Source organism: Providencia sp. PROV150 (genome assembly GCF_028481025.1).
Classification (GTDB): Bacteria; Pseudomonadota; Gammaproteobacteria; order Enterobacterales; family Enterobacteriaceae; genus Providencia; species Providencia hangzhouensis.
The window spans coordinates 36,603-48,751 of the sequence record NZ_JAMPPJ010000001.1 but is presented as its reverse complement, the minus strand read 5'-3'; the positions used below and the strand labels follow the sequence as shown (position 1 = coordinate 48,751).

Annotated in this window: 13 protein-coding genes; 9 read left to right on the top strand and 4 right to left on the bottom strand. The window is 39.0% G+C overall.

Annotation, left to right across the window (positions count from 1 at the left end; genetic code table 11):
• Positions 1-299: 299 nt before the first annotated feature.
• The 7 genes from PSE83_RS00240 (at position 300) to PSE83_RS00210 (ending at position 7,266) form a co-directional block, all read left to right on the top strand.
• Entirely contained in the window at positions 300-1,829 is a 1,530-nt protein-coding gene (locus PSE83_RS00240) for a peptide MFS transporter (RefSeq protein WP_004255871.1), read from the top strand.
• A 153-nt stretch (positions 1,830-1,982) separates the two neighbouring features.
• A complete protein-coding gene (locus PSE83_RS00235) occupies positions 1,983-2,771 on the top strand; it encodes a PhzF family phenazine biosynthesis protein (RefSeq protein ID WP_036957873.1) in 789 nt (262 codons plus the stop codon).
• Positions 2,772-3,045: 274 nt separating this feature from the next.
• Positions 3,046-4,464 (top strand): NAD(P)/FAD-dependent oxidoreductase, encoded by a 1,419-nt coding sequence (locus PSE83_RS00230; RefSeq protein WP_004255876.1) that lies wholly within the window; start codon positions 3,046-3,048, stop codon positions 4,462-4,464.
• A 110-nt stretch (positions 4,465-4,574) separates the two neighbouring features.
• Positions 4,575-4,931: a hypothetical protein gene (locus tag PSE83_RS00225; protein WP_004255879.1), complete on the top strand. Its 357-nt coding sequence runs from the start codon at positions 4,575-4,577 to the stop codon at positions 4,929-4,931.
• A gap of 207 nt (positions 4,932-5,138) precedes the next feature.
• Positions 5,139-5,546, top strand: a complete 408-nt coding sequence (locus PSE83_RS00220; protein ID WP_004255881.1) for an acyl-CoA thioesterase — start codon at positions 5,139-5,141, stop codon at positions 5,544-5,546.
• A gap of 514 nt (positions 5,547-6,060) precedes the next feature.
• A complete protein-coding gene (locus tag PSE83_RS00215; RefSeq protein WP_004255883.1) occupies positions 6,061-6,630 on the top strand; it encodes a tetratricopeptide repeat protein in 570 nt (189 codons plus the stop codon).
• A gap of 198 nt (positions 6,631-6,828) precedes the next feature.
• Positions 6,829-7,266: a universal stress protein gene (locus PSE83_RS00210; protein ID WP_004255887.1), complete on the top strand. Its 438-nt coding sequence runs from the start codon at positions 6,829-6,831 to the stop codon at positions 7,264-7,266.
• A gap of 194 nt (positions 7,267-7,460) precedes the next feature.
• On the opposite strand, the gene PSE83_RS00205 is transcribed toward PSE83_RS00210, so the two are convergent.
• Both PSE83_RS00205 and agp read right to left on the bottom strand, forming a co-directional pair.
• Positions 7,461-7,955, bottom strand: a complete 495-nt coding sequence (locus PSE83_RS00205) for a GNAT family N-acetyltransferase (RefSeq protein ID WP_226617109.1) — start codon at positions 7,953-7,955, stop codon at positions 7,461-7,463.
• Positions 7,956-8,045: 90 nt separating this feature from the next.
• The gene (agp, locus tag PSE83_RS00200) at positions 8,046-9,299 is read right to left on the bottom strand and encodes a bifunctional glucose-1-phosphatase/inositol phosphatase (RefSeq protein ID WP_110591497.1); all 1,254 of its coding nucleotides are present in this window, start codon (positions 9,297-9,299) and stop codon (positions 8,046-8,048) included.
• A gap of 221 nt (positions 9,300-9,520) precedes the next feature.
• Between agp and PSE83_RS00195 the strand changes: the two genes are divergently transcribed.
• Positions 9,521-9,967 carry a GNAT family N-acetyltransferase gene (locus PSE83_RS00195; protein WP_036957876.1) on the top strand — a complete coding sequence of 149 codons (447 nt, stop codon included), beginning with the start codon at positions 9,521-9,523 and terminating at the stop codon, positions 9,965-9,967.
• A complete protein-coding gene (locus PSE83_RS00190; RefSeq protein ID WP_004255898.1) occupies positions 9,964-10,530 on the top strand; it encodes a GNAT family N-acetyltransferase in 567 nt (188 codons plus the stop codon). Before PSE83_RS00195 ends, PSE83_RS00190 begins: the two co-directional genes overlap by 4 nt.
• A 79-nt stretch (positions 10,531-10,609) precedes the next feature.
• Here the strand turns inward: PSE83_RS00190 and fdnI are convergent, their stop codons facing one another.
• Together fdnI and fdxH are read right to left on the bottom strand one after the other, a co-directional pair.
• Complete coding sequence (fdnI, locus tag PSE83_RS00185; protein WP_004255903.1) at positions 10,610-11,266, bottom strand: formate dehydrogenase-N subunit gamma; 657 nt, start codon at positions 11,264-11,266, stop codon at positions 10,610-10,612.
• A complete protein-coding gene (gene fdxH, locus PSE83_RS00180) occupies positions 11,259-12,146 on the bottom strand; it encodes a formate dehydrogenase subunit beta (protein ID WP_004909723.1) in 888 nt (295 codons plus the stop codon). The genes fdnI and fdxH overlap by 8 nt, the downstream gene beginning before the upstream one ends.
• Between the last annotated feature and the right edge of the window lie 3 nt (positions 12,147-12,149).

The following is a 12,149-nucleotide window of genomic DNA, read 5'->3' as shown; positions in this document are numbered from 1 at the left end:
TAACCACTTGATTTTAAATAACTTAATCGATTCAAAATTCTTTCTTTTATTGTCAACTAAAATCCTGTATCTTCCCCTAGCTTATCGTGAGAAATGAGAGTTATATCGACTTTTCACCTTAAAAACACACCTTTTACAATAAATTCATTCTGTATATAGGTGATTCTATAATAATGTATGTTAAAAATATGTTTCATATATTCATGTTAACATATCAATAACAATTGGCACTCAGGCGCACGGCTTGGTGTTTTATATCATGCACAACCTCTCAAGAGAGTATTTATGGGAGTTCACAGATGAATAATTCTGCGACTAAAACAAAAACTTTTTTTGGGCATCCATACCCATTGAGTTCGCTTTTCCTCACAGAAATGTGGGAACGCTTCTCTTTTTACGGAGTTAGACCGTTACTTATCTTATTTATGAGTGCGGCATTATTACAAGGCGGAATGGAATTACCTATTGAACAAGCTTCGGCTATCGTCGGTATTTTCGCTGGAGGGGTTTATATCACCTCGTTACCGGGTGGTTGGTTAGCCGATAACTGGTTAGGCCAACGCCGCGCGGTTTGGTACGGTTCCTTAATTATTGCGTTTGGCCATTTATCCATCGCAATGTCTGCATTTTTATCAAATACTTTCTTTTTCGTCGGCTTATTGCTCATCGTATTAGGTACAGGGTTATTTAAAACCTGTATTACCGTGATGGTAGGAACCCTGTATAAGAAAGAAGATACACGCCGTGATGGCGGTTTCTCCCTGTTCTATATGGGTATCAATATGGGGTCATTTATTGCCCCGTTAATTATTGGCCCACTTCATGAAAAATATGGGTGGCATTTAGGTTTTGGCCTTGGTGGTTTAGGAATGTTAATTGCCCTGTTAATTTTCCGCTTTTACGCCATTCCTCAAATGCGCCGTTATGATAAAGAAGTTGGCCTTGATTCTACTTGGAACCGTCCAACGGTTGAGCGCAAAAACGTGGGGAAATGGGTTACCTTTGCTATGGTGCTATTAGCCATACTGGTTATCTTGATTGATAATGGTACGATCCCATTTAATGCCTCAATAATTGCGAAAAGTTCTGCTTATGTTATCTCGACCTGTGTGGGCATCTATTTCTTATTTATGTTCTTCCTTGGCGGTTTAAACAGCAGCGAGCGTTCTCGTTTACTGGCATGCTTGATTTTACTGATTGCAGCCGCATTCTTCTGGTCAGCCTTTGAGCAAAAACCCACTTCATTTAATATCTTTGCTCGTGACTATACTGACCGCCAAATGGGGAGTTTTGAAATTCCAACCATTTGGTTCCAATCAATCAATGCCTTGTTCATTATATTGTTAGCCCCAGTATTTAGCTGGTTCTGGCCTTCGTTGGCTAAACGCAATATGAACCCAAGCAGCATGACCAAGTTCGTGATTGGTATCTTATTTGCTGCGGGCGGCTTTGCTATCATGATGGTGGCCGCAAACCAAGTACTCGCAACCCAAAGCGGAGTTTCACCTTTCTGGTTAGTTGGCAGTATCTTATTGCTGACATTAGGAGAACTGTGCTTAAGCCCTATCGGGTTAGCAACCATGACCTTGCTCGCACCACAAAAAATGCGCGGCCAAGTGATGGGGTTATGGTTCTGTGCTAGCGCATTGGGTAACCTTGCAGCTGGTATCATGGGGGGTAACATTCGCAAAGACCAATTAGATTCGATGCCTGAGCTATTCTCCCACGTCTCTATTGCACTGGTGATCTGTGCGGTCGTATTAGCAGCGTTGATTATCCCTGTTAGAAAAATGCTTAAAAATGCAGACAAAAATGAAGCTAATGCTTAATAGCGCTGATTAATTGTCTTCTATCCGGTAGCAGCCCACACGCTACCGGATCCTCCGCATCATTCCCCACTTAATAGTTTGCTTATTATTTCTGATAAAATAGGCGCTATACTGCTCTCTCATCATCCCATAATGACTTTAGGAAATCATACAATGAGCCTTTCCGCCCCTATTTACTATGTTGATGCTTTTACAGATACCCTTTTTCGCGGTAACCCAGCAGCGATTGTATTACTCGATAACTGGTTACCAGATGAACAGCTCATTGCCATTGCCGCAGAGGTTAACTTGTCAGAAACCGCATTTTTAGTCGGCCATCATATTCGCTGGTTCACCCCTAAAGTTGAAGTAACACTCTGTGGCCATGCAACACTTGCCGCTGCTTTTGTGTTAAATCAAGTGCTCGAGCAAGACATTCATCCTTTAACATTTAATTCTCTGTCGGGTGACCTCGTTGTGACGCAAAATGCACAAGGATTTACACTTGATTTTCCAATTCTTGAATCCGAACAAAGCCATCCAAACCATTACCCACACCTCGTCGATATCCTTGGTGTCAAAATCAAAGATCTTTGGATAGCAAAAGACCGTTATCTGTGTTTTCTTGAAAGTGCAGAGCACGTTCAAAACTGTCAGCCAGACATGTTAAAACTTTCGCAGCTTTCTCTACCTGGGTTAGCAATTACAGCAGAAAGTGCTAATAGCGATTGTGACTTTGTTTCTCGTTACTTTGCTCCCGCCAAAGGGGTTGACGAAGACCCTGTAACAGGCACCTCACATTGTGCCATTGCCCCAATATGGGCCAAACAGCTGAATAAATCGCAGTTAATAGGCCAACAGATTTCATCGCGCGGAGGGGTAGTTCAATGTGAGCTAACCTCTGACCGAGTAAAATTAACAGGTAAAGCCGTTTTATTTTTAACAGGCCAAATCCACATTTAAACATTACAAATCAAATAGATAAGAAAAAAGCCATTTATTTCCCTATCTGTTTCTCTATCCGAATTCTACCAGCGCCATTATTTTTCTCGAAATATTGGCGTCCATTCCTTATCTAAAAATAAATTTTTTTAACATTTAAACAAATCTTTTAATTTCAACTCAATTTGGTTTACAATTATAATTATTATTAAAGATATAATTACAATTATAAACATTTCTAATTGAAGCTTTGGTCAATTGTTAAAAACTCATTCGATATAAGGAACTTAATAAGATGGCTATAACTAGAAGAAAATTTTTGATTGGCGGTGGTGTTGTTGCCGTTGCTGCAGGGGCTGGAATTTTAACTCCAATGTTAACGCGTGAAGGTCGATTTGTTCCTGGTAAGCCACGACATGGCTTTGTTGCAGGAACTGAAGGCCCTCTACCACAGCAAGCTGACGTCGTTGTTATTGGTGCTGGAATTCTGGGGATCATGACCGCAATTGAGCTGGTTGGACGTGGTTTAGATGTTGTTATTGTTGAAAAAGGTAACATCGCAGGCGAGCAATCATCCCGCTTCTACGGCCAAGTTATCACTTATAAAATGCCAGATGAAACCTTCTTACTCCACCACTTAGGCAAACAACGTTGGAGAGAGATGAACGCGAAAGTCGGTGCAGATACAAGCTATCGTACTCAAGGCCGCGTTGAAGTGCCATTCGATGAAGAAGATCTTGTCAATGTTAGAGAGTGGATTGATACTCGCAGTAAAAATGTCGGTTCAGATATTCCATTCAAAACACGCATTATCGAAGGTGCTGAACTCAACCAACGTTTAAACGGTGCGCAGTCTAAATGGACCATTGCAGGGTTTGAAGAAGACTCTGGTAGCTTAGATGCTGAAATTGCAACCTTCGTCATGGCTGATTACGCGAAAAAATTAGGAATAAAAATTTATACTAACTGTGCAGCAAGAGGTTTAGAAACTCAAGCAGGCGTAATTTCTGATGTCGTCACCGAGAAAGGGCCTATCAAGACCTCACGTGTTGTTGTGGCAGGTGGCGTCTGGTCAAGGCTGTTTATGCAAAACTTAGGTGTGGATGTCCCAACATTACCAGCTTATCAATCTCAACAACTGATCACCGGTTCACCAACTGCACCGGGGGGTAACGTTGCTTTACCGGGGAATATTTTCTTCCGTGAACAAGCAGATGGTACCTATGCAACATCTCCTCGTGTGATTGTTGCACCGGTTGTTAAAGACTCCTTCGTCTATGGCTATAAATACATTCCACTGCTATCTATGCCTGATTTCCCTGTGCATATTTCATTAAATGAACAATTAATTAATTCATTTACTGAGCCAACAAGCTGGAAACTGGATGAAGTTTCACCATTTGAAAAACACAGAAATATGACGGCATTACCTGATTTACCAGAGCTGAATGCATCATTTGAGAAATTAAAAACAGAATTCCCTGCATTTAAGGATTCTAAACTGATTGACCAATGGAGTGGTGCTATGGCCATCGCACCAGATGAGCACCCAATCATTTCTCAAGTCAATGAATATCCTGGTCTAGTTATCAATACTGCCACAGGCTGGGGGATGACCGAAAGCCCAGTTTCTTCCGAGCTCACAGCTGACTTGCTATTAGGCAAAGAACCCTCACTGAATGTGAAACCATTTAGTCTGTACAGATTTAGTTAATACATGTTTGTAAAATTTGCTCACAAAAACCCTTCTATATGAAGGGTTTTTTTATTGCCTATTGTGGCTCTATTGCTTAGTATTCGAAACTTAAATCAAATGGAGTGATTATGAATAAATTACTATTAGCAATAACGATTTCACTATTAAGCGCCACTGCTTTCGCTGAAAAAACGTATACCGTAGAGCAATTAGAGGACATGATTGCTGACAACAATAAACCACAAATTGCCGTGCCGGTTTTAAATGGCTCAATAGCAAAAGACGACTTTCCAACGTGTAAATCAGGGTTAATCGAGTGGCTTGAGGGCGTTGAAAAATACCCTGTTACCATTGAAAAAGATATTGATGGCGAAGATTTTTCTGCAACTATTTGGGCTGAATCTAATGCGTTTTTAGTTTCTTGCGTTAAAAATGGCAGCAATGCAAAAGCAGTTCGCATGAGCGCCGAATATTTAGATAATTAACCCCCATCTTTTTTCAGCAATTTAAAGGCTCATTGTCTAGTTTTGAGTCTTTAATATTTCCCCCTATTTTTCCTAAATACGAAAATATGAAAAAACTTTTCAACTGGAACGATTCACTTCACATTTATTGCTGAATTAAATTGAGAGGAGTATTACACTTGGTCTTTAACATTTCTAATACACCCAGTAACAATTGTAAGGCAGACCATGAGCTCCATCGCTGACGATGTCATCGCACAAAAAATTGAGCAATCCATTTCTCGCGTCTCTAAAGTCGTATTTCCAACAACGACTAACCACCACAGTACTTTGTTTGGTGGTACCGCCCTAGCTTGGATGGATGAAGTTTCTTTTATTACCGCAACACGGTTTAGCCGTAAACGCCTCGTTACGGTATCAACTGAGAAAATTAACTTTACCCACCCAATCCCTTCAGGGACCATTGTTGAGTTAGTAGGTAAAGTTATTCGAGTCGGAAGAACCAGTTTAACGGTCAACGTATCGATTTTTCTAGAAGATATGTATTCAGATGGTCGTGAAGAAGTAATACATGGCCAGTTTAATTTTGTTGCAATTGATGACAACGGAAAACCTACGCCATTATTTGAGTCATAAGCTTTCTTAAGCCGTTAAAGTAAAAATTTTTCGCATATTGCTGAAGGTGTGAATTCTGTAAATTTCGATTCACACCTTTCTTATAGCACATACTATTTAATTTATTTTTTCACTTTTTATGTGTTTTATATCGAGATTTTATTAGCATAAGATATTTTTCTAAAATAATCACCCAAAGCTTACTTATATTACCACCTGATTTATATGATTTTTCAACCACTTTCTTTATTAAGATCTTGTTACAATAAACACATAAAATGACTAAGAAACATTAAATTTCATACTTCAATATATTGTAATTTTTATTACATATTGATATTTTTCAATTAAAATCGTAGAGTATAGAAGTAATCAATTATCCTAAAAATGCGTAAAAAGATGAGCATGTAGCTTATTTTACATTACGTATTTTGATGTAAATTCTCTTTGTATAATATACTTTGTTGACAGTAAATCTCATCGAGACATTTTATTAAAAAATAGAAATAAACAACGCTAATATAAGACATCAATCATGCTTAGAATTCTCTCATTTATTATTTTATGTGCTTTTTCAATTAACCTAAGTGTTGCTGCAGTTCCCAAAGAAACCATCAAACGTATCGAACAGGAGGCACAAAAAGGGGATATAAAAGCGCAAGTCATGTTGGGAATTGGCTATTACCTTGGGAATGAGCTTAAACAGGACTATGGTAAAGCAAAAAAATGGCTAACAATGGCATCAAATAAAGGTAATTCTGATGCTCAGTTATTTTTAGGTGATATGTATTTAAACGGTAATGGTGTTGAAGCCAACCTCGAAACTGCCATGGATCTGTTTGAGAAATCAGCCAATAAAGGCAATGTTGAAGCTCAGAATTATATGGGCCAATTTTACTATCAAGGTATTGGTGTAAAACAAAACTATATTACGGCTTTTGAATGGTTCAAAAAATCTGCTGATAAAAAATTCCCACCAGCGCAATATCAAGTAGGTAAAATGCTAGAAAGTGGTGAAGGAATTGAAATAAACGAAAAATCTGCAGCTGAATATCTAGCTCAAGCCTGTAAAGCTGGTTTAAAAGAAGCCTGCGTAAAAAAATAAATCTGACTTAGTATTTCCCGCCATTTGCCTGATGTCGCTCATTATAATGACATCGGGCACTTCTATTTTTTGATAAAAAATCTTATTACGGCTACTTGCTCACACCCTTTCACCAATAAATTCATTACTATTAATAATCAAATTCACAATGTATGATATTGGTCTAAGCTTATAATATAAAAGAAAAAGGGAGATATTATGTACAATACAATTTTAGTACCGATCGATGTAACCGAAGATGCTCTCACTAATTTATTAGTTCCTCATGTTAACTCACTACAAAAATTGAACGATGCAACAGTACACTTTCTTGCCGTAACCGCACCAATTTCAAATTATTTGCGCTACGGTGGCACAATCTTACCAGGGGACTTCCCTGATGATGAAAAACAAGCTGAAATCATTCTTAGCGAGTTAAAAGAAAAAATTAAATTATTTGATATCCCTGCAGATAAAGTAAAGGCAAAAGCAACCGTCGGTTCTGTTAAAGACGAAATTTTGGCAACAGCAGAAGATATTAACGCCGATATAATTTTATTAGGTTCGCGCCGCCCGAGTATGTCAACCTATTTGCTCGGTTCTAATGCCGCATCAGTAGTTCGCTATGCGAAAACTAGCGTATTAGTCGTTCGATAATAAAGGCTAAAGTGCTATTTTCTGCCAAATAAACGCATTTTACAAATAAAAGGTTTAGCCTTAATGATTGTTACAAAAAACAGCAAAGACACACACTTTATGAGGCTATTTATGCACTCATTTAGGGTAAATTAAAGACTCATAAACATTTTCGTGACTTTCACGCCCTGCTTTTTTAGCAGGGTTTTTTTATGCTATAAAACTGATGAATGTTTTAATCTAAAACGCTTAAAAGGAATACCGTCAAAATCAACGATGGCTTCCTCAATAAAACCATAACGCAAAATTGCTGATACTTTCTTACGTGTTAACGGTAAGTGTATCGTGACTGACTCAACCTTCAATGATGTAAATGCCTTATTAATTATATTATTAACAATATATTTTCCCTTTCCCCAAAACTTAGGATGTAAAACTAAAGCTAAATCCGCATCGCCCGCTTCATTTTGTAGCCCTCCCCAACCAGCAAACTGGCCATCAACTATAATGGCCCATACGCCATAGCCATATTGCTCCCAATGCTGCTCTTTTCCTATGACCCACTGACGGCAGGCCTGTTCATCGAATTGATTACTCCCTAAAGGCATATGTTCGAGTACGGCTGGATGAGTATTTAATGCGATAAGATCTGCAATACTAATTTGATTTAGCTGTAAAAACTGAATAGGCATCGTGACTGTTTTGTCCACATAAGAGATTCATAAACCGAAAATATAATTTAGCTATCATCCCAAAAAATAATGCCCCACTCAAGTTAGCGGGGCACTTAGGCTTTGTTATTACTGCTCTAGGGCTGTCGCCATGACTTTTTGGAAATCCTCCCAAGAACAATAGCCGCTTTTATCAATTGGACACCCTTTTAGCTCTAATGTGATATGTTTAGGAGGGGTCTGTAATGATAAATAGGTGTTATCCCTCAGCTGATCTGCTGTTTGATAAACATATTCTACTTTCATAAAATCTTTATTAGCTTGCTTATCCGTCCAGCGTTGGAATACTAATTTCCCCCCAATCGGGGTATGCTCATACTGCTCTGGTAATTGATATGGCTTAAAATCCATTGCTGACATCAATGACGCAATATTCGAATCATGACCGACTAAGAATATAAATTTTGCAGTTTCTCCTTTATCGGCCGAAACAAAACCTTTATCGATATAATTTAATATTGGATGTGCGACATTTTTGGCAATAATTTTTGGTGTAAATAACGTTTCTTGGTAAGCATTTTTTAACGTATTCAGTTTTTTCCATTTTTCAGGGGTATTCACAAGCCCCCAAGCGACTTCATTTGCAGGAAAACCTTCATAGTATTGAAGGTCTATTGCATCCACCGCTGAATTTGCAATTTTTAATGGACCACTGACGCCCGGTTCTTTTTCTGCTTCAATAATAAAACTGTTTTTTTGACTATTTAAATTACATAACTTATCTGTTTTACATTTTTGAGAATCTTTAATGTTCAATACACTATCTAATTCTTCATAACCCGCAGTTAGTGATAAACCTTTAAAATATTTCTCCATCTCAGCGAGTGCCTGTTGCTTAAATTCAGGAGAGGCATTCGTAATAATTGGGTTAAAAACAGGGTCCATCTTACCAATTTCAGGCTGATGATGAATATTTACCTTGCATCCAGGAAAGGCTCCTGCTGCAAAAAATTGGGCAGTTGCTATCGTCCTTTGTAGACTATTTGTATAAAGGTATATATCTTCGTTACTCGTTGGACACAGTTCATCTGCAAGTAATTTATTTTGGTCTATCCATTCCCTAAAATAATGCCCCATATAGACTTCAAGTGCGCCACCTTTCGTTGTGAGATATCCACTTTGTGCATCCCAAGCAGGCCATTTTTTATCAGTTACTTCAGTAAGAATACCGGTATTTACAATAGGTGTACGTAAATTATGGCGACTAAGGACTAAAACTTGATCCAAAACCATATCTGCTTTGGTCTCTGTATTCGCCAATGCAGGTGCAATAGGTGTTAATAATGCCGCGGATAAACAGAGAGTTAGTAATTTATATTTCATTAAGATACCCCTACGATTAAATCAACAAAGAAAAATACGTTTATCGCTATATAAAAAATTTGGCGAGAAAATTACGCCGTAACTTATCTAATAATGACGAAGTTGACTTTTTTTTCTGCGATAAATATCTCAAAAACAACCTTAAAGTAAATTTAAAACCAGCGGTTGACATAAGAAAAGCAAAAGTTAATATTTTCCAGTCAATATACGGAGACAATATAATGATAGTCCAAAGCGCTACACGTGCACACGATGATGATATTATTCGTGTTTGGGAGTCTTCAGTGAGGGCAACTCACCATTTTTTAACTGAAGAAAAAATTGCTGAACTAAAAATTGCTATCAAAGATATTTATTTACCACATTTAGCTGTTTTTGTGACATTCGATAGCGCAGGCAATATGACCGGTTTTCTAGGGTGCGATAAACACCGTCTTGAAATGTTATTTATTTCTCAAGAAAATAGAGGCCAAGGCACAGGGAAGAAACTTCTTCAATATGCTATTGATACCTTAGGTATTACTGAGTTGGACGTTAACGAACAAAACCCTCAAGCTATCGGGTTTTATCAGCATATGGGTTTTAAACAATATGCACGTTCTGAATTAGATGGTGAAGGCAATCCATTCCCTATTCTGCACATGCGCCTTAATAAAGAGTCGGCATGAAAATCACTGGATTAGAAACTGCACGTTTGCGGTTACGTGGCTGGCAAGAAGAAGATAAGCAACCACTTTACCAAATGAATAGCCACCCCGATGTCATGCGCTATTTTCCTTCAGTACTAAATGAGCAGCAAAATGCACAATTTATGGAAACCATCATAGATAAATTTGCTCAACAAGGAGGATGGGGACTATGGGCTGTGGAATTGAAATCCAACAAACAATTTATTGGGTTTATTGGTTTAAATATTCCTGCTGCTAATCTGCCCTTTTCCCCTTGTGTTGAAATTGGCTGGCGTTTACTTCCCGAGTATTGGCGTCACGGCTATGCGACTGAAGGGGCTCACGCCGCGATCAAATTTGCATTTGAACAACTAAAACTAGAAGAGCTCGTTGCGTTCACCGCTGTGGTCAATTTACCATCAGAATCCGTAATGCAAAGACTTGGAATGATAAAACACCCAAATAATTTTTATCACCCTGCACTTCCTGATGGCCATTGGTTACAAGAACATGTGCTGTATCGCATCAAGGCAAGTGACTATTTAAAATCGTCTCATCAATAAAAACTAAACTCGCAAAAACCCCCACAAAAAAGCCATCACAATGTGATGGCTTTAAGTTATTTAGCGTCTGCTGCGTAAATTATTTTTTACTTTCAGCTTCCGCTTTAGCTTCTTTCGCTTCGACATCACGGTACCAACGAGGGTGATGTTTTCTCGCCCAACGGCGGCTAACTTTCCCTTCGATCATTCCGTTGATTGAACCTTTAACCCAAAATGCCATGTACATATGAATTAAAATGGCATGGATCAAGACAATCGCAGCAACAGCATGGATCAACAGCCCCCAACGCACCATCCACATTGGGAATAAATGTGCGAAATAAGGGCGCCAAATAATAATACCGGTGACCAAGAGCACAAAAATCAGGCTCATGATACTCCAGAACATCATTTTTTGGCCGGCGTTATATTTACCGACATCAGCCACTTCATGTTCATTGCCCTTCAATACTTCGACAATATTTTTGATCCAAGGTAAGTCTTGCTTATCTGGAATATTGTGCTTCACAAAGCGAACAAACATAAACATCAGCACGACGAAAATGAGTACGCCAAAGAAAGGGTGTAAAATCCGCCCCATTTGTGGTGTACCAAAGGTTTCCGTCAACCATTTCAGTGTTGGGAAAAATAACGCTATCCCCGACAAAGCAACCAAGAAGAAGCTGATGACAACCGTCCAGTGACACGCGCGGTCAATAAACTTAGTCCGCACAATCATTTTGCTTTTCTTACTCATGGTCATCTTTCTCCTCTTCATCACTCACTTCTTTGTTCGGACCAATTCCCACATAGTGGAAAATCAACCCTGCAAAGGTCGCGATAAATCCAACGACAGAAAGTGGTTTCAAGATGCCCTGCCACAGATTGATTGGCGTATCAATTTGTGGGTCTTTAGGCAGGCCATGATACAGTTCAGGTTTATCAGCATGGTGAAGTACATAAACAACATGCGTACCACCAACGCCTTCAGGATCATAAATTCCCGCTTGCGCATAACCCCGATTTTGCAATTTCGTTACGCGCTCTGCACCGTATTCCAACATTTCTTTTTTCGTACCGAAACGGATAGCACCCGTTGGACAGGTTTTCACACATGCTGGCTCTTGGCCTACACTCACCCTATCAACACACAAGGTACACTTGTACACTCGATTGTCTTTCGGATTTAATCGAGGAATGTTGAATGGGCAACCTGCAATACAATAACCACAACCAATACAGTGCTCTGATTGGAAATCCACAATACCATTTGCGTACTGAATGATTGCTCCTGCTGATGGGCAAGATTTCAAGCATCCAGGGTCGGTACAGTGCATACAGCCATCTTTACGGATCAACCATTCTAACTTACCCATTTCAGTGGTTTCGCTAAAACGCATCACCGTCCACGATTTTGCACTTAAATCCGTTGGGTTATCATAAACCCCAACACAGTGGCCAACTTCGTCACGGATATCATTCCACTCAGAACATGCCACCTGACAAGCTTTACAGCCGATACAAGATGACACATCAATGAGCTTACAGACTTCAAGTTTATCATCACGCGCTTGTGGCGGAGGCGTAATGCTATTGGTCGCGGAACGTTTAATAATGTCTTGAGATTGCATGGACATGTT

Excerpts from the sequence above, each read along its gene's own strand:
- PSE83_RS00240 (WP_004255871.1), top strand. The coding sequence starts at position 300 with ATGAATAATTCTGCGACTAAAACAAAAACTTTTTTTGGGCATCCATAC.
- PSE83_RS00235 (WP_036957873.1), top strand. The coding sequence starts at position 1,983 with ATGAGCCTTTCCGCCCCTATTTACTATGTTGATGCTTTTACAGATACC.
- PSE83_RS00230 (WP_004255876.1), top strand. The coding sequence starts at position 3,046 with ATGGCTATAACTAGAAGAAAATTTTTGATTGGCGGTGGTGTTGTTGCC.
- PSE83_RS00225 (WP_004255879.1), top strand. The coding sequence starts at position 4,575 with ATGAATAAATTACTATTAGCAATAACGATTTCACTATTAAGCGCCACT.
- PSE83_RS00220 (WP_004255881.1), top strand. The coding sequence starts at position 5,139 with ATGAGCTCCATCGCTGACGATGTCATCGCACAAAAAATTGAGCAATCC.
- PSE83_RS00215 (WP_004255883.1), top strand. The coding sequence starts at position 6,061 with ATGCTTAGAATTCTCTCATTTATTATTTTATGTGCTTTTTCAATTAAC.
- PSE83_RS00210 (WP_004255887.1), top strand. The coding sequence starts at position 6,829 with ATGTACAATACAATTTTAGTACCGATCGATGTAACCGAAGATGCTCTC.
- agp (WP_110591497.1), bottom strand. The coding sequence starts at position 9,299 with ATGAAATATAAATTACTAACTCTCTGTTTATCCGCGGCATTATTAACA.
- PSE83_RS00195 (WP_036957876.1), top strand. The coding sequence starts at position 9,521 with ATGATAGTCCAAAGCGCTACACGTGCACACGATGATGATATTATTCGT.
- PSE83_RS00190 (WP_004255898.1), top strand. The coding sequence starts at position 9,964 with ATGAAAATCACTGGATTAGAAACTGCACGTTTGCGGTTACGTGGCTGG.
- fdnI (WP_004255903.1), bottom strand. The coding sequence starts at position 11,266 with ATGAGTAAGAAAAGCAAAATGATTGTGCGGACTAAGTTTATTGACCGC.
- fdxH (WP_004909723.1), bottom strand. The coding sequence starts at position 12,146 with ATGTCCATGCAATCTCAAGACATTATTAAACGTTCCGCGACCAATAGC.